The 23,637-nt window shown below is 35.2% G+C and carries 19 protein-coding genes; 17 read left to right on the forward strand and 2 right to left on the reverse strand.

Annotated features, from left to right (window positions below; genetic code table 11):
- The 5 genes from M2265_RS22595 to M2265_RS22615 all read left to right on the forward strand — a co-directional run bounded on the left by M2265_RS22595 (position 1) and on the right by M2265_RS22615 (position 7,640).
- Positions 1-1,371 (forward strand): RagB/SusD family nutrient uptake outer membrane protein, encoded by a 1,371-nt coding sequence (locus M2265_RS22595; RefSeq protein WP_132770485.1) that lies wholly within the window; start codon positions 1-3, stop codon positions 1,369-1,371.
- 93 nt (positions 1,372-1,464) lie between these two features.
- Positions 1,465-3,468, forward strand: coding sequence for a TlpA family protein disulfide reductase (locus tag M2265_RS22600; RefSeq protein ID WP_132770483.1), 2,004 nt, complete (start codon positions 1,465-1,467; stop codon positions 3,466-3,468).
- A gap of 28 nt (positions 3,469-3,496) precedes the next feature.
- On the forward strand, positions 3,497-5,113 hold the full coding sequence (locus tag M2265_RS22605; RefSeq protein WP_165905901.1) for a S41 family peptidase: 1,617 nt from the start codon (positions 3,497-3,499) through the stop codon (positions 5,111-5,113).
- A gap of 1 nt (position 5,114) precedes the next feature.
- A complete protein-coding gene (locus tag M2265_RS22610) occupies positions 5,115-6,257 on the forward strand; it encodes a TlpA disulfide reductase family protein (RefSeq protein WP_132770479.1) in 1,143 nt (380 codons plus the stop codon).
- Positions 6,258-6,353: 96 nt separating this feature from the next.
- On the forward strand, positions 6,354-7,640 hold the full coding sequence (locus M2265_RS22615; RefSeq protein ID WP_132770477.1) for a hypothetical protein: 1,287 nt from the start codon (positions 6,354-6,356) through the stop codon (positions 7,638-7,640).
- A gap of 707 nt (positions 7,641-8,347) precedes the next feature.
- On the opposite strand, the gene M2265_RS22620 is transcribed toward M2265_RS22615, so the two are convergent.
- Entirely contained in the window at positions 8,348-8,656 is a 309-nt protein-coding gene (locus M2265_RS22620; RefSeq protein ID WP_132770475.1) for a helix-turn-helix domain-containing protein, read from the reverse strand.
- Between the two features lie 155 nt (positions 8,657-8,811).
- Between M2265_RS22620 and M2265_RS22625 the strand changes: the two genes are divergently transcribed.
- Positions 8,812-8,949: a hypothetical protein gene (locus tag M2265_RS22625; RefSeq protein ID WP_165905900.1), complete on the forward strand. Its 138-nt coding sequence runs from the start codon at positions 8,812-8,814 to the stop codon at positions 8,947-8,949.
- A gap of 4 nt (positions 8,950-8,953) precedes the next feature.
- Here M2265_RS22625 and M2265_RS22630 read toward each other — a convergent pair whose 3' ends face one another.
- Entirely contained in the window at positions 8,954-9,604 is a 651-nt protein-coding gene (locus tag M2265_RS22630) for a rhomboid family intramembrane serine protease (RefSeq protein WP_132770473.1), read from the reverse strand.
- A 110-nt stretch (positions 9,605-9,714) separates the two neighbouring features.
- Between M2265_RS22630 and M2265_RS22635 the strand changes: the two genes are divergently transcribed.
- From M2265_RS22635 to M2265_RS22680, 11 genes are all read left to right on the forward strand, one after another.
- On the forward strand, positions 9,715-10,809 hold the full coding sequence (locus M2265_RS22635; protein ID WP_132770471.1) for an HlyD family secretion protein: 1,095 nt from the start codon (positions 9,715-9,717) through the stop codon (positions 10,807-10,809).
- A 206-nt stretch (positions 10,810-11,015) separates the two neighbouring features.
- Positions 11,016-13,178 (forward strand): peptidase domain-containing ABC transporter, encoded by a 2,163-nt coding sequence (locus M2265_RS22640; protein WP_132770469.1) that lies wholly within the window; start codon positions 11,016-11,018, stop codon positions 13,176-13,178.
- A complete protein-coding gene (locus M2265_RS22645) occupies positions 13,178-14,305 on the forward strand; it encodes a TolC family protein (RefSeq protein WP_132770467.1) in 1,128 nt (375 codons plus the stop codon). The genes M2265_RS22640 and M2265_RS22645 overlap by 1 nt, the downstream gene beginning before the upstream one ends.
- A 226-nt stretch (positions 14,306-14,531) precedes the next feature.
- A complete protein-coding gene (locus M2265_RS22650; RefSeq protein WP_132770465.1) occupies positions 14,532-14,849 on the forward strand; it encodes a hypothetical protein in 318 nt (105 codons plus the stop codon).
- 91 nt (positions 14,850-14,940) lie between these two features.
- Positions 14,941-15,114 carry a hypothetical protein gene (locus tag M2265_RS22655; RefSeq protein WP_165905899.1) on the forward strand — a complete coding sequence of 58 codons (174 nt, stop codon included), beginning with the start codon at positions 14,941-14,943 and terminating at the stop codon, positions 15,112-15,114.
- A 20-nt stretch (positions 15,115-15,134) separates the two neighbouring features.
- Entirely contained in the window at positions 15,135-15,308 is a 174-nt protein-coding gene (locus M2265_RS22660) for a hypothetical protein (protein ID WP_165905898.1), read from the forward strand.
- A 70-nt stretch (positions 15,309-15,378) separates the two neighbouring features.
- On the forward strand, positions 15,379-16,005 hold the full coding sequence (locus M2265_RS22665; RefSeq protein WP_165905897.1) for a CPBP family intramembrane glutamic endopeptidase: 627 nt from the start codon (positions 15,379-15,381) through the stop codon (positions 16,003-16,005).
- A 299-nt stretch (positions 16,006-16,304) separates the two neighbouring features.
- Positions 16,305-16,622: a type II CAAX prenyl endopeptidase Rce1 family protein gene (locus M2265_RS27055; RefSeq protein WP_413716349.1), complete on the forward strand. Its 318-nt coding sequence runs from the start codon at positions 16,305-16,307 to the stop codon at positions 16,620-16,622.
- A 537-nt stretch (positions 16,623-17,159) separates the two neighbouring features.
- Complete coding sequence (locus M2265_RS22670) at positions 17,160-18,044, forward strand: ABC transporter ATP-binding protein (RefSeq protein ID WP_132770459.1); 885 nt, start codon at positions 17,160-17,162, stop codon at positions 18,042-18,044.
- Positions 18,037-21,681 (forward strand): M1 family aminopeptidase, encoded by a 3,645-nt coding sequence (locus M2265_RS22675; protein WP_132770457.1) that lies wholly within the window; start codon positions 18,037-18,039, stop codon positions 21,679-21,681. The genes M2265_RS22670 and M2265_RS22675 overlap by 8 nt, the downstream gene beginning before the upstream one ends.
- Positions 21,682-22,618: 937 nt before the next feature.
- Entirely contained in the window at positions 22,619-23,200 is a 582-nt protein-coding gene (locus tag M2265_RS22680) for a DUF3267 domain-containing protein (RefSeq protein WP_021188237.1), read from the forward strand.
- Positions 23,201-23,637 lie beyond the last annotated feature (437 nt).

A 23,637-nucleotide genomic window follows, 5' to 3' on the forward strand; every position in this document is an offset into this window, starting at 1 on the left:
ATGAAAAATCAGATAAAAATCAGCTACAAAATAGTATTTGCCGGATTATTTCTGTGTTCAGCAATGATTACAACGTCCTGTCGTAAATTTGTTGAGGTAGATACATTCTCATCTCGTACACTTAAATATACGACCGATTATGAGGCTTTGATAAATAATTCTAGCAACTTTGGAACAAGTTATATCTTACCGCTAGTGACAGGAGATGATGTGGATACTAAGGTTGAGGCGGTACAGAATTCTTGGAGTACTGACTTCCAAAATGCTTTCATTTGGAGCGCACAGTTTTTTTCACAAGAGCAGCAAGATGGAGGTTGGAATAATCTTTATAAGCAAGTACAGATTAGTAACACGATTCTTAATGGTGTTTTTGAAAGCGAAAATGGAACACTAGAGGCTAAAAATCGAATTGCAGCTGAAGCAAAAGTGCATCGAGCGTTTGCCTACCTAGCGTTGGTAAATCAATATGCTCCTATTTATAATCCTGCTCAGGCTTCAACACAAATGGGAGTACCTCTTCTTCTGACTCCAGATTTATTTCAAAATTTAGCACGCGCATCGCTACAAAAAGTGTATGATCAAATTATTAGTGACTTAACTTCTGCCGTAGATTATTTGCCTAACTATCCGACCTTCAATTACCATCCTTCTAAAATAGCTATATATGGACTTATGTCGCGTACTTACCTTTTTATGAGAGATTTTGAAAAGGCCGCGGGTTATGCAGATTTAGCACTTGCACTTTCACCAAAATTAAACGATCTACAGGTCTATAAGGGTAATATATCAACTTTTCCAAGATTACTTGTTGATCCGGAAGTGTTATTTTCTAAAACTTCCGCAGGCTCTTTTATGGCACCTATCAACCCGGATCTTGTAAACTTGTACCAAGCTACAGATTTAAGATTTCAGATGTGGTTGGGAACAAATGTGTTTTTTCAAGGATATCAGTATGTTCGTCCCAATTTTACTTATCAAGGTATATATGTTGGTGTAAAAGTTCCCGAAATTCTGTTAAACCGTGCAGAACTATATGCGCGGGCAGGTAATTTAGAAAAGACTGTAGAGTTCTTAAATAAGTTGCGTATAAATCGCTTTGAAAAGACTAATTATATTCCTTTACAAATTGTGGATATTTCAGGCGATCCTTTGCAAGCGGTGATTAACGAGCGTCGCAGGGAGTTTGTTGGTACAGATTTACGATGGTTTGATATGCGTAGACTTACACTTGATTCAGGTTATTATAAATCTGTAACTCGAACTTATAAAGGTGTTAATTATACGTTAGAGGCAAGCAGTGCTCGTTTTGTATATCCCATCAATCAAGATATTCTAAACCTTAATCCTGAAATTGGTCAGAATCCTAGATAATAATGATGAGGGCATCATGAGTAAATGCTTATAAGTAGTGATGAATATTGCTCATGAAAGCTTTTTTACCGATCAAAAACAAATGATATATTTATGAAAAAACAGACAATTTTTTTACTGTTGCTGTTTATGCAGGTTGTGCTATATGCACAGCCTCGCTATAACAGTAGCGTTTTTAGTCCTAAAAATCCAAAAACTAATGCCATTGTACAACTGCTGTACAATGCGAAAGGTAAAGATTTGGAATTTAGTGATGAGGTCAATGCTAGCGTATTTTTATTCGAAAACTTTGAATGGAGGCAAATACAAGTAGCGCTTACAAAAGATGCCAAGGGTTTATGGACCGCTCCTTTAACTGTTCCAGCTAAGACAGCTTTTATTGGAGTGAAATTTTATCAGGGTGATATTAAAGAACCTGATGCTATTGATAATAATGCTGATAAGGGCTATGGTATTGCGTTAGTAAATGCAAAAGGAATTCCTGTAGATGGAGCTTATTTGGCAGAAGCAGCTTTTCAGATACCAAGTATTGCTGGAGGAGGAATTTTTATGTATTATGGTAATCAGCCCAGTGCACTTGATCCAAATTATCTCAAATCTTTGGCGGATAAGGAATGGGCTCTGTCAGGCAAGCAGTATATTGACTATTTCCAGTCATTTATGAATTTGCAAAAACTGGCTCAAGGAGATAACTTCCCTTTTTATGCAGAAAAATTAATCAAAAAAACATTGACAGCGAAAGGTCTGTCTGATGAGATATTGGGTGTTTTGTATGGCTATGCAAATAGTCGATTGGAAAATGAAGCATTGACTAAACTTGTAGAACAACGTATTTCTACCGAATATCCTCAGGGTCCAACAGCACGTTTTATGGCATACAATAAGACTAAAGGTAGTAGCCCAGACAAGACTGAAGTAATCACTTCGTATGAAGATTTTTTGAAACGTTTCCCAATAGAACAATGGCGTAAAAACCCAAATAGACAAAGTTTCATTTACTATGCCGTATATCGTGGTCTAGGGGCTTCTTATTTTGAGTCTAAGCAATTTGATAAGTTTATATCGCTTTACAATGATCTTGATTTTCGCACTGGAAATGAATTGATGCGTTGGAATATTATGCGTGCCTATATGTTTAAAATGGTAGGTCAGGACACGTTGTACAACGTAGCTGAAGCAATTATGCCTAAACTAATTGCAAAGAGGGGTGATAATTCTTATAAAGAAGATTTTGACCTTAAATCACAGGCCGATTCTAATGTAGTAAAAAATCTGGATGAGAGACTATTTACTCATATTTCACTGTTAAATGATCTGAAAAAATATGCCGAAGCTCGTAAATATTTCTTAGAACTTTCTGAAAATGGGAAATATAACAATGCTGAGCTAAATGAAATCAATCTGCAAGTACTGGAAGGGGTAAAGGATGAAAAACAGATTTTACCATTAATGGAGATGAGCGCAAGATATAATGCGATGACGCCGCGTATGTTTGAAAAGCTTAAAGAAATTTACCTTAAAAATCATAATAATGAGGAAGAAGGATACGAAATGTATTTGGCGAATCTAAAATCGGATGAAGAAAAAGCCGAAATGAAGGCCTATGTGGATCATAACTGGGTCAATCATCCTATGCCAAACTTTCGTTTAGAAAATGCAGATGGATTGTTTTTAACACAGGAAGACTGGAAGGGTAAGATTGTTGTTGTGGATTTTTGGGCTACGTGGTGCCGTCCTTGTATTATGGCATTTCCTGGAATGCAGCTTTTGATAGATAAATATGCAAATGATAAAGAGGTAGGGATCTACATGTTGGGCACGATGCAGACAGGTGATTATAAAAGTAAGTCGGTAAATTATGTTCGTGGAGAAGGTTACAGATTTAATCTTTTGCATGATTCTGTAAATCCAAAGACAAATGAACAGGATTTGGTATTTAAACAATTGGTGCCACTTTTTGGTGACTCATCTATTCCACGTAAAATCGTGGTTAAAAATGGGCGTGTGCGTTACTGCTCAGGTGGATATTCTGGTAGCCCAAGTAAATTAATGGATGAATTGTCACTTGCAATAGAGATACTCAGGAATGAAAAATAAACAGTTTTATAAAAGATACCAAATAAATATGAGAGCAACAGGTTTGCTTCTTGGGATCGTTTGTTTGAGTTTGTCATCGCAGGCTCAGATGAATCCGAAGTATAAGTTTGAGGAGGCATTGAAGTTGATTCAAAAGAATTACGTCGATCAGGTTAATGAAGAGCATCTGGTAGATGCCGCAATTAAAGCGATGATTGCTGATCTTGATCCACATTCTCGTTATACGAGTAGAGAAGAAGCTGAAGCGATGCGCGAAGCAATGAGTGGAAGTTTTGCCGGGATCGGTATTCAGTTTTTGAAAAGCAATGATCAAACTTATGTAACTATCGTAAATCCTGATGGTCCAGCAATGCGTGCAGGAATACAGGTGGGCGACCAGATTATAACTATAGACGGTGAATCAATCTCGGATAAAAAATGGGGTAATAAGGAGATTATGGAAATGCTACGTGGTGAGAAAGATGTACCCGTAGAGTTGGAGATTTTATCGCCAGGAAATGCTAAAAGTAAAAATATTCGAATCGTTAGAGAAAATATCTTGGAAAAATCGGTTCGTGAGAGCTACATGATAGATAATGAAATAGGGTATATAGCACTTTCAATTTTTAATCGTACTACACGTCCGGAAATAGATGAAGCACTGAAAAATCTGAAAGAAAAAGGGATGAAAAAACTCATATTGGATCTACAGAGTAATGGTGGTGGGTATGTAGAATCTGCTATTGGTGTTGTAGATGAATTTTTGACAAAGGAGAAAATAGTGTTTTACTCGGTACCTAATGAAGGGGGTAAAGACTACTATTTTACAGGAGGATTTGGTCAATTTTATGATGGTGAATTGGTGGTCTTAATTGACGAATCAACAGCATCTTCTAGCGAGATTGTTACTGGTGCATTGCAAGATTGGGATCGTGCCGTGATCATCGGAAGAAGAAGTTTTGGAAAGGGTTTGATGCAAAAACCTGTTCCATTATCAGATGGTTCGGAAATGCAACTTACGGGTGCTCGATATTATACTCCTTCAGGTCGTTCTATTCAAAAATCTTACACAAAAGGTAAGGATGATTATTTTCAGGACTTTAATCGACGTATGGAATCTAAAGAATTGCTGGAAGAAGGACATGTTCAATTTCCAGATTCGTTAAAATATACAACTCTTGTTAGTAAGCGAATTGTATTTGGTGGAGGCGGAATTATGCCCGACCGCTTTGTCGCAATCGACACAAATGAATATAGTATATGGATGTCGCAATTGATGAATGAAGGTGTCGTAGCAAATGTAGGCTTTGAGTTTGTACAACAAAATCGTCAAACTCTATTGAAAGCATATTCTGATTTTAGCACCTTTAATAAAGACTTCAAGGTGTCTAATGAACTGCATAGTCAATTGGTAAATATGGCCAATAAGTTTTCAATTGAGTTGCCAAAAGAAAAGAATATGTCTGCACATGATGCGATTGATGTGGAATTAAAAGCACAGATCGCTTCATTATTATTTACAGGTGGAGATTATAAGACTCGTGTACGTAATGAAGCCAACCAAAGTATCAAACAGGCACTAATTGTTTTACAAGATAAGAAGCTTTATAAACAATTGTTAAGTACAGATACAGTAGGTGAAAAATTAAAACAAAAAACAAAATAAGATGAAAAATATGAAATGGATGTTAATGTTAGCTTTTGCTTTGCCAACTTTTGGATTTGCGCAGCAAAATTATACAGTACAGGGAACAGTAGGAAAATTAAATAAACCTGCAAAGGCATTTTTGCGTTTGAATTATGAGGGAAAAGAACGTATTGATTCTGTTGAAATGAATAATGGTAAGTTTGAATTTAAGGGTACTATTCCTTCACCGATGGAAGCGCATCTGCGTATTATCCACGATGATGCTCCTTTTGATCCTACAAAACCCCCTAAGCAAGATATTTTCCCCTTTCTGATTGAAGGTGTAACTATAAAAGTAGTGTCGACTGACTCCATAAAAAATGCTAAGATTTCCGGTTCTCCGTTGAATGTGGAAAATGAAAAAGTAAATGCGTTTCTAAAACCAATATACGATCAGTACGAGATTTTGAATGCTGAATACAAATCCAAATCATTAGCTGATCAACAGGATCCAAAATATATTCAGTCTTTGGAAGAACGTGCAAATGCTATACAGCAACAGACTATTGATGCAAAAATGGATTATGTAGCTAAAAATCCAAAAAGCTATATGGCTTTGATGGCATTTAATTCAACTTTACCTCCTGAATTTGATGCTATTAAAGCTGAAGAAGTATTTTTGAAATTAGATCCAAATTTGCAAAACTCTATCCTTGGTAAAGATCTGGCTGCAAGAATTGCTTTGGTAAAGAAAACTAGTGAAGGTGTTGAAGCGCAGGATTTTACACAGCCTGATGTTGATGGTAAGCAGGTTAAACTATCTGATTATCGTGGTAAATATGTTCTGATTGATTTCTGGGCATCTTGGTGTGCGCCTTGTCGTCGTGAAAACCCTAATCTTGTAAAATCTTATGCTAAATACCAAAAAGAGGGTTTTGAAATATTAGGTGTATCTATGGATAAAGCTACAGATAAAGCAAAATGGTTAAAAGCGATCCAAGATGATGGTTTGACTTGGAAGCAAGTAGGTGATCTAAAGGGGTGGGATAATGAAGCTGGTGTAATGTATGATGTGAAAGCAATTCCTATGAACTTTTTGGTAGATCCTAATGGAAAGATTATCGCTAAATATTTACGCGGTGAAGAGTTGGATTTAAAACTTGCTGAGATATTTGGAAAGTAATATAATAACCTTAATATACATCTAATTGGAAAGGAAAGAGCCGCCTCTCAAGCGGCTCTTCTTTTTTTAATAAATTGTCAATTTATGCTGTTTGATATGATAAAGAAAATAGTCGTGGTCTTGGCTCTATATACTACTCTGGTCGGTTTTTGTCACGGACAAGAGAAAGCTATAAGTGCTAATGTTCAAAAAATCATCGTATTACTCAATAACAAAAATAGTAAGGGATTATTAGAAATTATGGCCGATTCTTGTAAAATTGGAAATCTGCCAACAACAATAGAAAAAAATAAAGTACTTCCAGATATTCTTAGTAATTTCCAAGGTATTGATTCTTATGACTGGGTAACAGATAAGCTGTTACCAAATGGAGATCATTTCGTATCGTTACTTGTGAATTATAAAAATAAAGGTCGTGGTAAACCTACATTTACTTTTAATAGAGATGGGAAAGTCATTGAACTGGGTATTATAAAGATTAGACTAACTGCCAATCCAGGAAAAGCGCTGGCTGCGGCTTTGGTAAATACGACTTTGCCAGATACCATGCGTGTAAAATTTGAGTTTATTAATGGTTTGATTTACGTTCCTGCAATATTAAATGGCATTAAGGGTTTTTTTATGTTTGATTCCGGAGCTCCAAACGTGATGCTTAGAAAAAAATATATTTCCGAGCGTTCTATAAATAAGGATGTTAATTTAGATTTTACGGGGATGGGCGGTAACATGTCTGATGTAAATTGGTCTACTGGCAATCATTTGATCTGGGGAGACTTGAACATAAAATCGTTAGATGCCCCAGCAGTAGGACTTGAAGAAATGGATCAAGAAGAATTAATGATTGGACCACTTTTTGGTTTGATGGGATTCGGTATCTTCAGCGGTTTTCAACTCGCGTTTGATTATGATCGAAAAGAACTACTTTTAGAACGGGTGGATCAGGCTGGACAATTAGTAGGATTAAAATTTACACATGGTAAACCCCTAGCAGTTATTCCGATAAGAATGAGACGTCATATTCCGATTATTGATATAAATATTGGAGAAGGTAGTTATGCTATGGGTATAGATTGCGGAGCAAATACTAATTTATTAAAGCAAGAAGTTGTCAATGACCTAAAGTCTTTTCTAAGATTTGAGGGACAAACTACAAGCTTGTTGGGGGTTGGTGATAGTAAAATTATTAGTGAAATGGCGCAGCTTGAAGAAGCACAAGTTAAATCTTTGAATTTACAGCCCATGTCAACAGTGATTACAGATCAAGCTATTGGTGCTGGAGTAGGAGAACAACAATTACCAATGGTAGGTTTACTTGGTACACCATTTTTAAAACAGTTTAAATCGGTGTTTAATTTTCAAAATGGATATTTATATCTGTATTAAATGAAAATACTGTTAATTTATCTAAAATATAGTTTTCCGAAAAAGTTTCTCACAAATAAGAGTGAAGAGCATGAGCTTAAGTATATAAGAAAGGAAAGTAGAAGCCTCCGTCAATTTATTACCTTTCCAAAATTAAAGAATCCTTCCAGGCGTTTGAGGGGATTCTTTAATTTTCTTATAAAGATGAAATATTTTTATAGTTTCATAAATGAAGTAGAATTAGTAGATGCTTAAATTTATAAGAAAGGGCTTATTATAATTGATGTTTCATAAATTTAATATATGGTCGTGATATCGACACACCAATTTTGTATTGGTATCATCAAATTTTTTTGATATGTTTCATATACTCAGATAAATTAATTCTTTAGTGCTTGTTCTGAACTAACCTTTGTTCTTTAATCTTTAATAAGAAAAAATACCTTTTAAGGATATCATGGAGCACAAAATTCCTTTCAATGGACAGAAAGTTTGTTTTTGACTTTTCAATTATAAAGTGTTTTGTATCTCAGTAATAATTAAAAACTATGATAAAATAATTGGAAGCTTTTTTGTTGTTATTCATATCGCGGAAACTCCTTCCAACATAATCTAAAATATATTTGATTTAAAAGAAGCGATCACCCGTGTTACGTGCTGTGAAAAAAGAAAAGGCAAAGTAGTGCGGTAAAACATCATAAGGGAATTTGCATATTTATTAAGTGATGTTATTTATCTAATTTCCTAAATATGGATTTGATTTTTTTTATTCCAACAATAATATAGTGATAAGTTAAACCAAATACGTTTTCTCCCATAATATCACTCGCTAGTGATGGAGGTAAAAGCTCATATATACTTACACCAAAATACTCGGCAATTTTGTAGACCTGATCAACTTTTACTTTTGTTTCATTGCGCTCAATTTTTGAATATGCAGCTTGAGACATTTCTAGATGATAAGCAACTGCTTCTTGTGATATTTTTAGATTTTCTCTTTTCTGTCGAATAAAAGTTCCAATCTCCGCTTTTGACATAACTAACTCTTAATTTATTGCTCGACAAATTTAACAATATAACCTGAGGTTATAAAATTTATAAATGTTAAAACTCTAGGTTGTGATTTATAACCTAGGGTTGTGGTGTAGTTTTTTGTATTTCAGGAATTTTGAAAATAAATAAAACAGAAACCATGGAAGAAAAATTAAACAATAGCAATGTCATTGAATTAAGCTTGGAAGAGAAAATACAAATAAATGCGGGCAGTGAAAGAAATCAAGATAAACGTAGTGAGCTGTTTGAGAAGTTATGGAATTTGTTTCAAGGGTAATTGTTTAATTAAAGATATAATTAAAGATTTCTAATACAGATTTGGGTCTAGTTAGTAGGGCTAATATACCTCCAGTAACATACGCAGATACATGCAAATATTTATTGATATAACTTTTTTTCAATTGAGCTAAAAGTAATAAGATTAATAATCCACAAATCCAACTGTGCATGGCATTACTTATGAATTGAAAAATACTACTTTTCATGGGTTGTAAAGGGAAAAATAATGCAGAGAAACCATAGAGGCCAAAACTTAGACCAGATGCTCCTATAGAAGTGAAAAAGAAATCTTTTCTTTTCTGGTAGGTCTGGATCAGATTGGGCATAGAAATTAGTAATACAAAGAATAGAGGTGTTAGTATATATGTTGTTAAAGTCCCGTATATCTGTTGGATGTTTCCGAACATATCATACCCCAACCCATAAATGATTAGTGCATTAAATAATAAATGCAACCAATTTCTATGAATAAATGCGGAGGTAAGTAGACTATGGATACGCTTAGCTCTCATTATTTCGTAAGGATGTAAGATCAAGGCGTGAAAATAGGATTTGTTGTAAAAGCCAATGATACTGCTAATTAGTATAATGGGAACGACAATGTACGAGTATGGTGCCTCTTTAAAAGTTGGGAATACGTCGAAAAATTGCATCTACAATTAAAATTATTTTTATTTCAAGATAGTAAAAAAAAATAAAATACAACCTGTAGTTGTGGTGTGATAAGTTCTTATTTGACAAATTTGAGTAATTAATTGTCATTATGCGAAAAACTAATATTATCTATATTTTATTGCTTATAGCGATTGTTTGCACGCTTACTGCTTTACCATTTATACAAGTCCCGATTTCAATCTCTGCTCCTGGAGTGATTAGACCACAAACAGAAAATAGTAAAATCATATCGCTTGTCAGTGGCCGTGTAGTCGAGAGCCGAATACTTGGGAACAATCAGAAAGTGATGGCTGGGGATACTTTATTTGTTATTGTTTCGAAAGATTTGCAAAATAAATTGGAACTAAATCAGCACCTAGGATCGGAGTATGCGCAACAGATCGCAGATTTGACGCTCCTATTATCCCGCAATTATAAGGGTCTGCAAAGTGGGTTGTATTACATGGAGCTCGTCTCCATGCAACACAGGATGTCTGAGGTGCAATCGCAATTGACACTAGCAAAACGTGAATTGGATCGTAATGAACTTCTGTTTAATCAAGGAATAATAGCACAGGCTGAATTTGATAAAAGTAGGTATTCTTATGAGCAATTGGAAAATCAAGTTTCATCTATTGAAAAACAGCAGATGGCGCAATGGAGTGCTAAGTTGATTGAATTGAAGCAAAAACATCAATCTACGTCTTCTGAGCGAAATGCTATTCAAATCGATGGTGAAAATTATATCGTCAGAGCGCCATTAACGGGTACAGTGATCAATCTAAAAGGTTTTCAAAAAGGTAGTCAAATTATACAGGGCCAAGATATCTTAGAAATCTCACCAGAAGATAACTTGATAGCAGAATGTATGGTGCCGGCAAATGCTATTGGTTATATCAAAGATAAGCAAGTTGTCAAATTTCAGATGGATACTTATAATTATAATCAATGGGGTTTCTTAACGGGATCTGTTAAAGACATCGATTATAATCTGGTTTCCGATCAGAAAAATGCTGCATTTTTTAAAGTGCGCTGCCAAATGGATGCTAATTTTCTGAGTTTGCCAAATGGTAACAAAGTGACAGTAGGTAAAGGAAATACTTTTAATGCCCGTTTTTATCTCGTAGACCGTACGCTATGGCAATTATTGTTCGATCGCGCAGATGATCTTTTTAATCCCAATTTGGGTAGTAAAGAGTCATAGCATTTTTTGTTCGATTGTATCGACAGGAGTTGTGATCTGGTAAGGTCTAAAAACGGATAGTGGCTTCAGCTTACTTTATGGTCATAAACTCAAGAGCATAGTGTCAACTACTCCAATTCACTAAATAATAACATACTAAATCAAATAAAGGGTGCCTATTAATAGTTATTGGAACTCTTTCATATGATAAAATAGATTAAATAAAAATGAAAAAATCTCCTGTCCGTGTTAAACAACATGATATTCGCGATTGCGGGGCTGCATGTCTGGCGTCTGTTGCAAGTTACTATGGATTAGATATTCCAATTGCAAAAATAAGACAGCATTGTCATACAGATACCCGAGGCACAAATGTATTGGGTATGATCCAGGGATTACAAGAATTGGGATTTACAGCCAAGGGGGTGAAGGGCGCTATAGACGCTATCCCCCAGATTCCACTTCCTGCGATCGCACATGTTGTATTAAATAATCAGTTGCAGCACTATATTGTGATCTATAAAGTTCAGAAAAATCAGATTACCGTAATGGATCCTGGTCCAGGAAAAGTGCAAGAATACAGTATGGAGGAGTTTCAGAAGATCTGGACAGGGGTGTTAATCCTTTTAGAACCTAATGAGTATTTTAAACAGCGGAATGAAAAGACAGGCGTTTATAATCGATTCTGGAACTTGATTAAGCCTCATAAATCAATTGTACTGCAGGCTTTGGTAGGTGCTGTTATTTATACTTTACTTGGATTGTCATCTTCATTGTACATTCAGAAAATAACTGATTATGTATTAGTGGATGGTAATGTGCGTTTGCTTAATTTACTATCTGTAGCCATGTTGGTGATTTTATTAATTCAATTGATCATCGGCACGCTCAAAAGTGTCATGGTGCTACAAACTGGGCAACGTATAGACCGCTATTTAATCTTAGGCTATTATCAGCATTTGCTGAGTCTTCCACAGCGTTTTTTTGATACGATGAAAGTTGGTGAGATTATCTCTAGAGTCAATGATGCCGTCAAGATCCGGGCATTTATCAATGATGTGGCCATCCAGGCTGTTGTCAATGTTTTAATTGTGGTATTCTCATTTGCATTGATGTTTTCCTATTTCTGGAAACTGGCGCTGATTATTTTACTGGTGATACCATTTTATTTCTTTGTCTATTGGTTAACAAATAAATTAAATAAAAAAGTGGAGCGTCGGCTTATGGAGGAAGGAGCTGAACTGGAATCGCATCTGGTTGAATCGCTCAATTCTGTTAAGACGATCAAACAGTTTGGTATGGAGACATATTTCAATAGTGGTACAGATCAGAAGTTTAGTCACTTGTTGAAAACAATTTATTCATCAGTTTTGAATGGTCTTTTCTCAGCGACATCAAGTGAGTTTCTTTCGCGCCTGTTTACCATTATCTTGCTATGGGCTGGATCCTATTATGTCATTGACCGAACGATCACGCCAGGAGAGCTACTATCTTTCTATGCATTGATCGGTTATTTAACGGGGCCTGTAAGCCAGTTGATAGGTATGAACAAAACATTACAAAATGCACTGATTGCTGCAGATCGTTTGTTTGAAATAATGGATCTTGAAAGAGAAGAAAATCAAGGAAAATTGGACTTACCGAGCAGTCAGGTTGGTGATATTGTTTTTGAGAACATCCGTTTTTCCTACGGCTCCCGGATTGAGGTGTTCAAAGATTTTAGTTGCAGATTTGAAAAAGGCAAGATGACTGCCATTATAGGTGAAAGCGGAAGTGGTAAAACAACATTAGGGGCTCTTATACAGCAATTATATCCTGTCCAATCGGGAAAGATCCATATCGGTCAATACGATCTTCAGTATATCTCTAAGCAATCCCTTCGCGAACGCATTGCTGTCGTGCCACAGCAGATAGATCTTTTCTCTGGAAATGTGATCGACAATATAGCCGTGGGAGAGCAGGTTCCTAATTTTCAACGGATGATGGAGGTTGTGAAACAATTGGATATGATGTCTTTCATTGAAAAGTTGCCTTCGGGTTTTGAAACTTATCTGGGAGAGAACGGCTCTATGCTTTCTGGTGGACAACGGCAGCGTATCGCTATTGCACGGGCATTATACCGGGATCCTGACATCTTGATTCTGGATGAAGCGACTTCTGCTCTGGATACCCAAACGGAGCTGATCATACAGCGTGCATTCGACCGATTTCGGGATGCAGGAAAGACAATGCTTGTCATTGCTCACCGTTTGAGCACGATAGCTGGGGCTGATTCCATTATCGTGATGAAAGATGGACAAATTATAGAGCAGGGAAGTCATGAGCAGCTGCTATCGATGGAGTCTGCTTATAAAGAGATGTGGAAAAAACAATCTGTAGTGTTAGGATAATGAAAAATATAATACTTATCACTCTTGTGTTCATTTTAGGAATACAAATGACGGTGGCTCAGAATCAATGGTCTTTGGCAGATTGTGTAATCTATGCAACCGATCATAATTTGCCTATAAAACGCCAAGACATTTTGGTGACTATCAAAAATCTTGATCAGGAAATGGCTCAACGAGATCGGTTACCTTCAGTAGGTGGGTATTTTAATGGATACAGCACATTTGGTCATTCTCAAGATGTCTTTGGGACAATTCGTCGCAATGATAACTTCAATAGCAATGTCGGTATCAATGCTGAGGTAACGCTTTACCAATACAACTACCTGCGCAATCAGGCTAAGAAGGCAACGTTGCAAGCTGAGCAGGAGGAGTTGGAAAAAGGAATTTTAAGAAGAGATTTAACACTTAAAGTAGTACAAAGCTATTTGGAAGTATTGCTTTCCCAAGCGCTAGTACATGCACAGGATTCTGCAATAAACTTTTCTTTGCAATTGCTTGATAAAGCGGAGAAAAGTACTGCAATCGGAGCAACTGCACCAGCGGTAGTTTTTGAGGCTAAGGCGAACTTAGCCCGGGAGAAACAGCAATTCCAACAATATCATAAAGAAGCGCAACAGGCAAAATTAGCTTTAGCTCAATATATGAATTTTACGGATTATCAAAGTTTGATCATATACGATCCACTTTTAGAAACTGAAATTTTTAAAACGGGTATAGATAAAAATCAATCGGATCTTATTCAAACCGCCTTTGATAACAATCCCATTCTTGCAAAACTTGAAAATCAGCTTCTCGGATTGGATGTAGAAACCAAGCTGATCAAGGCGACAGACTATCCCTTGGTTAAAGGTTCGGCGAGCTTGGGAACTACTTATTTTAATGCTTTTAAATCTCCTGGTGAACGTCCTGTATTTGTTCAGAGCAAAGATAATTTTGCTCAACAACTCGCTATAGCCGTCACAGTTCCCATTTTTAATAAAGGGAAAACGAAAAGACAATTGCAACAGATTACATTTCGTAAACAGGAAATCGAGTTATTAAGTGATTATGAAAAATTGCAGCAGGTACAAATTTTAGAAAAACTGAATCTCGACTGGATTGAAAGCAAACAGCAATATGATATTTAGACTGAAGCATTTGCCGCGACAAAGGAATCATTGGAATATTCCAGACTGAGTTTTATGGCGGGTAAAGCATCCATTTATGACATTAATACGAGTAAAAATAATTTAATTAAATCGGAGACCGATATGATTCGGGCTCGTTATAGCACTTTATTCAGCCTTCTGATGCTGCACTATCATGTGTCAGGAGATATTAAATTTTCTAATCATATACATTAAATCACAGTTTATGCAACTATTTAAATATATTGAACGGATCAACTTGATGGATCAACTGATCCGTCAAGGAAGAACAGGTACTCAAACCGAATTTGCAAATCGTCTAGGACTTTCCGTCTCACGGCTTGCACGTATTATTGAGTACCTGAAGGAAATTGGAGCTCCTCTTGAATACGATCGATCGCGACACACATATTATTATGAAGAAGAATATTCGATTCAAATCAAGGTTGATATTCAGCAGCTCAATTATCAACAGATCAGACATATTTCAGCAGGAACTTATTATTTTTCAAAAAATATCTCCAATGCTTTTTTTGAGCATTGAGCAATTGTAATTTAGTATTGTTGATCAACGAAGCAGTTATCCGAAAAGGCTTAGCAATTAGAGTAGGAATAATTTTTTTATAAACATAAAAATGAATAACTTAGAATTAAAATCAATCGGTGTTCAAGAGTTGGATACTAATGAGATGGTAAATCTTGATGGTGGATGGTTTTGGCCCGCAGCAGCTGCAACATTTTTATATAATATTGTTGGAGATTGGAACGAAAATGTTGAAGCATTTAAAGAAGGATTTAACGGAAATTAATTTTTTAAATCATGATGACAATGGAAGAGTTAAATAAATTAAATGTTTCTGCTCTTAATAAAGCAGAAGAGATAGAAATTACTGGTGGCGATGATTTAACAAGAGGTTTTTTTTATTACCTTGGTAGATTTTTTCATGCTCAACAACGGGATTTAGATGGATCAATTGGAGGTCCAACAGCTAATCACGGATAAATATAAATTTTTAATAGGTCATAATCAAAGTTGATTTGGTTATGACCTATTATATATAACAAATTTCCTTGTGTACAGTAAAATAGATCTAAAGTATCATTATTTCAAAGAAAACGTAAAGAATTTCATTTTTGGAAGTGTATTATCGGCTGTTGTACTAACTATATTTTTCGAAATATTTTCAACATTTCGAAATTTTAATGATGTCGCAATCTTACCACAAGTTAACCTCCTATTCGTTTGCCTTTTTGGAGCAATATTTGAAGAATTATTTTTTAGTTACTTTTTATTTAGATTTTTCTCAAGATATTTTAAATTAGGCTTGTCAATTTCTATTACAAGTATAATTTTTACAACCCTTCATTTAGGAAATGATCATGCTACTTATCTTTCTTTTATATCTCATTTAATAGGAAGTTGGGTGTATATTTTTGCTTTTATCAAAAGTAAAAATATTTTTTTATGTATAGGATTGCATTTTGGGTGGAATTATCTTCAAATATTATATTCCCAACCAATGAGTGGCGTTGTTAAACAGAGTTTTTTTTATGTTTCTCTTCCTGAAAATCCATTTTTATTTGGAGCTAATTACGGTTTAGAAGCTGGTTTATATAGTCTCATTCTTAGATTTATATTGATATCATTGATTTTTTTTTACTATCAATATAGACAGCGTGAATCACGTCGTTTTCATTAATCTTTTGGCAGCTTCAATGAATTTATTTAGTTAATCTCTTATATCATATTTAATAGATTTAACATGGTACGGCGAGGTTTTTTTTATATATTTTAAGGTTTATTTTTAATTATAATTTTCTGGGATTTTATCTTTTTACTTTAATGATTTCGCTAATTCAGATACCAAAAAAAAAGAATTTTAAATTTTTAATTTTATTTTTCTTTATTCTATTTATTTATACAGTTACCACTTCTTCAATTTCTAATTTGTTTGATCCGTCTCTATTGGAGACTTCTATGAGTAAAGAAAAGAATTTAATGTTCGTGTTTTTTATGTTAGTTGTGGTAGCTCCAATTTTTGAAACTTTAATTTATCAAACAGCAGTTATTGAAATCCTTTTAAAATTTAAAATTGGAATGAAAGGTGCGATAGTCATTTCCGCACTATTATTTGGGCTGTCCCATTCGTACAGTTTTATTTATATTCTTTTGGCAATTGGAACGGGATTCGTATTAGCATATTATTATGCCAGTTTGAGGGAACAGGGGAAGATTAACAAAATTCTGTTTGTCACCATTTTACATGCTCTGATTAATCTGGTTGTATTCATTCATAATCATATTTTTAACTTGTAATTCCTAGTATACTTAACTTATGATCATTTTGAACTTAGGTTTAAATAATCATAAGCATTATTGGTGGACTTTACATCAGATATCATAAGTTCTTGATGATGATAAAAACTCAATAATTTTGATTAAAGTGCTTAAAATCATACTGATGGCAAATAAGGATCGATACCCAAAACTTGATCTGAAATAGATTAGACCTATTTCTGCAGGGAAGTATTATGTAATAAATAATATCTCCCGTGCTTTTTTTGAGCATTGAGCAACTGTAATTTAGTTGTTTATGAATACCTGTCAAATTTTTGCTTTTTACAATAAACTTCAAAAATCAATCTTATTGTCCATTTTCTTGATACATAATTTATAAAATAGGATCAGGTATGAGCTATTAAGTCAGATCCAATAGGTTTTATTGAGTTAAAAGAGTATTAAATAAGTCTTTCTGAAGGTTCGTCGAAAACTTAATTTGAGATATTCTTTTTATATTGTTGTAACAATTTTTTTATTCAATCGACTAATCGATTATTATCAGTTAACTTATTTATGAATTTATCTATAACAAACCTCAGTAAAATCTATCCGAATGGTGTAAAAGCCTTAGATGATGTCACTCTTGAAATTAAACCAGGCATGTTTGGTCTCTTAGGGCCAAATGGAGCTGGTAAATCTTCTTTAATGCGAACTATCGCGACACTTCAAAGACCGGATAGTGGTACAATTACTTTTGACCAGATTGATGTGCTGAAAAATCAGATGGACTTGAGAAAAGTACTGGGCTACCTCCCTCAAGAATTTGGAGTCTATCCCAAACTTTCGGCTGTAGATCTATTACAATATTTTGCTCGTCTTAAAGGTATTTCTTCAGGTGCTGATCGCCAAAAAATCATCAACCGTGTTCTTGAAGTAACCAATCTGTGGGATGTGCGCCATAAAAGTGTCAGTGGATATTCTGGAGGGATGAAACAGCGCTTTGGTATTGCTCAACTGCTATTGAACGATCCCAAATTGATTATTGTGGATGAACCTACTGCTGGACTTGACCCGGCAGAAAGACACCGTTTTCTCAATGTACTGCGCGAGATCGGCACGGATCATACGGTTATATTTTCTACGCATATTGTAGATGATGTACGTGAACTGTGTCATGAAATGGCCATCCTGAATGGGGGTAAGATTTTATTAAGGGGAACTCCGAAAGAAACCATAGATGAACTGTCCGGTAAGATTTGGGTACGTATCATCACCCGGGAACAACTGGATAAGTACACCCAAAAATATAATGTGATATCAACCAACTATAATCAGGATAATACCTTAAATATCCGCGTGTATAGCGATTTATGTCCTGATGATTCTTTTGTTCCTGCTGATGGGCAACTGGAAGATGTTTATTTTGTCGCCCTTAAAAAAGATCAACACCATGTTTAGCACTATTTTTAAATTTGAGTTCACCCGCTGGTTTAAGAATAGTACCATCTATATCTACATGTTGCTGTTCTTTGTGCTAGCATTGTTCATCATGCTGTCTGCACTTGGTATCTTTGATGGTATTACCGCGACGAAATCTTCCAATACAATCATGAACTCACCTCTGGCGATTAGCGAAATGATCAACGGGATGTCTAATCTTATTTATTTTCTGATCCCAACCATTGTGGGGGCCTCTGTCTATCGGGACTTTCAATACAATGTGCATAGCATTCTTTTTAGCTATCCCTTTACCAAGACTGATTATTTACTGGGTAAGTTTTTCGGTTCGCTTTCATTAGTCTTAATCATCGTATTGGCTTCTACACTAGGGATTATAGTTGCGCAGTATGTTCCCGGTATTAACCAAAGTTTATTGGGGCCGGTGGATGTATTTGCCTATTTTCAGACCTATCTTATTCAGGTCATACCCAACCTGATAATTTTCAGTTCCATTATTTTTGTATTGGTGACACTGACTAGAAATGTATATGTGGGTTTTGTTGCGGTACTGATTTTACTCCTGCTGCAAGCGGTGGTTCACAGTACTACAGCTGATATGGATAACCGTTACCTCGGTGCATTGATCGATCCATTTGGGGATAGTGCTATTTCCTACTATACACAATATTGGTCTCCAGCAGAAAAAGATATCAGAAATCTTCCTTTTACTGGAGCAGTGATCTATAACAGATTGATCTGGCTAGCCGTATCTGCACTTTTTATTGGTGGTTTTTACTTGTTCTTTTCATTTTCTCAACAAGCTTTTACGTTTAAGACGAGTAAAATTGGTAAACGCGTGACTAAAAATAATTTTGAAAGTATTTTTAGAATGGATCTTCCGGTGGTGAAATATAATTTTTCAGCTTTTCACTATTTTAAAACTTCATGGGCATTGGCGAGATACAACTTCAGTTACATTGTCAAAAATCCTGTATTTATGATTTTGACATTGGTAGGGATCCTCTTTGTTATCTTAATGGCAAGTACCATCGGTTCTATTTCGGGAACATCGACTTATCCTGTTACTTGGAAAATGTTGATGATACCTGGATCCACATTTAAGTTTTTTCTGTTGATATTGACTTTCCTGTTTACAGGTTTGCTAATTCACCGGGGGAGCATTACCCGTATGGGGGGATTGATTGATGCGAGTCCTGTCCCGAACTGGGTTTTACTTTTATCAACTTTAATTGCTATTGTCAAAATGCAACTGGCCTTGTTACTGGTTGTTATCGTGACTTGTATGGCCTTTCAGGTATATCATGGGTATTATACTTTTGAGATCGGACAATATGTGATGAATCTTATGGTATATGGCATGCTCTCCAATATAGCTTGGCTGTTAATCTCTGTGTTTGTCCATACTTTGTTCAAAAATTATCTGACGGGATTTTTTGTGCTCTTGCTCTTGTTTATCGCATTGCCCTTTCTTTCAGCAATGGGAGTGGAACAGAATATTTACAAATTTAATCAGGGACCTGGGCTTGATTATTCGGATATGGATGGGTTCGGGTATGTGTTGCCGTTCATAACCTATAGGGTATATTGGCTTTTATTTTCCGTTTTCTTTTTGACCATTTCGTTATTACTATGGCGAAGAGGTCTGTTCTCAGGAATCAAGGAAAGATGGCTGATCCTAAAAAGTAATTTAAATCCCACTATTGTCGCGATAATCACGATCAGTCTTGTCGGATTTATTGCTATGGGAGCTGGTATATATTATGAAAATAATATTAAAAAACCGTATTATACCAGTTTAGATCATGAAAAACAGGCTGTTGAATGGGAAAAGAAATACAAAAAATATCAATACCAGCCACAGCCTAGGGTTGTGGATGTTAAATTCAATATGGATATCTTCCCAAAAGAGCGAAGCTTTAAGGCACAGGTAGCTTATGTATTGAAAAATAAGACCGGGGTAGCCATTGATTCGATTTTTGTCAATTATAATGATTACGATTACAAGTTCTCGTTTAGTGTGCCCAATACTTTGGTTTCGGAAGATGATAAGTACAATTTTAACATCTATAAATTACAACAGCCACTTGCTCCAGGTGATTCCATTACTTTGAATTTCAGTACCCAAAGCCCGCGCAATACTTGGGTGAATGAACGATCTCCAGTCAAAGGCAATGGTACTTTTATCAACAATATGCAATTCCCAAATATTGGATATTTGGATAGGGGGGAATTGGTCGAGAACGATATCCGAAAGAAATACGGACTGCCATATCGAAATCGGATGGCACCACCAACAGATCAGAAAGCGTTGCAAAACAATTATATTTCGAATGATGCCGATTGGATTCGTTTTGAGGCTATCGTGAGTACAGATTTGGATCAGTTGGCCATTGCACCAGGTTACTTGACTAAGGAATGGGAAAAGGGGGGACGTAAATATTACCACTACAAGATGGATACGGAAATTCTCAATTTCTACGCTTTTAATTCTGCGCGATATGAAGTAAAGAAAGGCAACTGGAATGGCGTGAATCTAGAAGTATATTATCATAAAGGACATACGTTCAATCTGGACCGCATGATGGCATCCAGTAAGGCATCTCTGGCTTATTATAGCCAAGAATACAGTGCTTATCCGCACCGTCAGTTGCGTATTGTCGAATTTCCACGTACCGATGGAACTTTTGCTCAATCATTTGCCAATACCATTCCTTTTTCAGAAGCTATCGGGTTTATAGCCGATGTAAAGGAGAAAAATGAAGATGCCGTGGATTATCCTTATGCAGTCACCGCACATGAGATCGCACATCAATGGTGGGCTCATCAAGTCGTAGGAGCGAATGTACAGGGAGCTACATTGCTATCGGAAAGTATGTCGGAGTATTCTTCGTTGAAAGTGTTGGAAAAACGTTATGGTAAGGGGCAGATGCGCAAATTTCTAAAAGATGCATTGGACGGTTATCTAACAGGGCGAAGTGCTGAGAAATTGGGGGAGAGGCCGCTCATGTTCAATGAGAATCAAATGTATATCCACTACCAGAAAGGTTCCCTGGTACTGTATGCTTTAAGTGATTATCTGGGTGAGGATGTTTTTAATAAGACTGCTAAAACCTATCTGGAACATACGGCTTTTCAAAATCCACCCTATACAACATCATTGGAGTTTGTGGAGCACTTTAAACAAGCGACACCCGATTCATTGCAGTATCTGATTAAGGATATGTTTGAGACTATCACTTTATATAACAATAAGGTTGAAAAAGTTACTGCTAAAAAAATGAAAAATGGTAAGTATCAGGTCGATATTGAATTTGAGGTTGCCAAATATCGTGTGGATGAAAACGGAACGAAAAGTTATCATGATAAAGGCAACAATCCCATTTCATTTAAGAAATCGGATAAAGAAACTGTGGAGTCATTGCCCTTAAGGGATTACATTGAGATCGGTGTGTTTGCAAAAACAAATAAGAAAGGTGGACGTTCAACACAGGAATTGTATCTGAAAAAACATAGGATCGATCAGATCAATAATAAAATAACACTTGTGGTCGACGAGTTGCCTCTTCAGGTTGGAATCGATCCGTATAATAAGTTGATTGATATGGATTCGGATGATAACCGGAAGGATATCTGATCAACAAAAAATAACAAGGATTACAATCAGCACATGAGCTTGCAATAGATTTTAATCTGAAAAGAACTGTTTACTGTTTAATTATTATATATGTGCAGTAAAGCCACGTTGAGAGATGTGGCTTTACTTATTTGTGATCATATAGCTCCGTGTTATTTCTCATGAGTTATGATAACATGAGTTTTTCCAAAATGTAAATACCCATAATATTGCCAACACATATTGTTAAGAATATAATCTTTGGTAAAGAACATGGAAAGGTCAAGACTTCAGGTATGCTGGAAAGGAAAGATCAGACATATTTCGGCAGAACAATGTTAACTTTCAGAAAATATCGCCAATGCTTTTTTTGAGCATTGAGCAATTGTAATTTAGTATTGCCAATCAACAAAGCAGTTAGCCAACCATCTAGCACAAAGAGAGGATAGTTTCGACCCCCAGGAAAACAATAATTACGAAAATAACCTTAGAAATAGAGTATGAATAATTTTTTTATAAAGATAAAAATGAATAACTTAGAATTAAAATCAATCGATGTTCAAGAATTGGATACTTATGAGATCACTCAAATTGATGGTCGAATTCTCTGAATAATCGCTTTATTTATGTCAATTTAAATTTATGAATAAAAAGATTTATTATTTGCTAGCAGCAATAGTAGGAATATTAATTTATTTTATCATTACTTACGTATTTCAGTTCGTTCAATAGCATTAACTTTCTAAGGAGTAAAAGATGAAATGGGATGTAGTTGATTGCAAAATAAATAATAGGACACATTTATGGGATTAAATAATATTTTACAGCTATACGTAAAGAATAAAAGATTCATTATAATAGCAACAATTTCAGTATTTGCAATTTATAAAATTGGGTATTACTGTGGTGGACTTTTATTTAAACTTCTATAAATGAAATTACGTTATTGAGTAAGTATATGGAACAAAATTTATTAGAAAATTATATAAAGGAGATTCGAACTATTGATCTAGCCAAGGCAAATATTTTTTCTCTGCTCTTATTCATACCCATCATTTTAGTATATGGTCTTCCCTTTTATTTGATATGGGGTGAACTGGATTTTATTGGATTATTTGTGGAGAGCTTTAAAGAAAACCCGCTCTTTTCAATAGCTATTGTAATCGTTCTACTTGCCGGTATAGTTGTACATGAATTAATTCACGGAGCTACTTTTGCCCTTTTCGCTAAGCATGGTTTTAAATCCATAAAGTTTGGAATCTTATTAAAGATGTTAACTCCCTATTGCCATTGTAAAGAACCTTTAAGAGTTAAAGAATATATAGTAGGAGCTATTATGCCAGCCATTATTTTAGGATTATTGCCAGGCATTATTGCAATTTTTATAGGTAATGTGTTCTTGTTAATATTTGCTATATTTTTTACGGGAGCCGCAGCTGGTGATTTTATGATCATCAACCTGATATGGAAAGAAGATAAAGATACGATGGTCTTAGATCATCCATCAGAGGCAGGCTGTTTTATTTTCAAAAAAATATAATCAACACCTCACCCTACGCTTGTCAGAATTTATAAGAATGCGCCAGAACAAACACTTCCAATAGCTGTAGTAATAAAAAAATGTATATCGAAAAAGGATACATGATATACTTTTTCTTGATAAGCTTCTGCGCCATTTAAATTACTTTATTAATTCCTCTAAAACTTTTCAAATAATATTTCCAAAATAGACTAGTGATTGTTCTTGCTACAAAAACCTACTAGCATATACCTGGGAACAAAAAATTAGGATTCGGACTGATAAAAATTAGAAAGAGCTTTCTACCATCTTTTTTTAGGGGAAGGTTATTCCTATATATAATCAGTCCGGTGTTCCAATGTTACATCGGAATGCAGTGGGGCTTTTTAAATTACTTAATTTTTCACAAAATTAAACAGTGACCATCTCCTGCTAAACGTTTCATTAAAATTGTTACC

It is taken from the genome of Sphingobacterium kitahiroshimense (genome assembly GCF_025961315.1).
In the GTDB taxonomy this organism is placed as follows: Bacteria; Bacteroidota; Bacteroidia; order Sphingobacteriales; family Sphingobacteriaceae; genus Sphingobacterium; species Sphingobacterium anhuiense.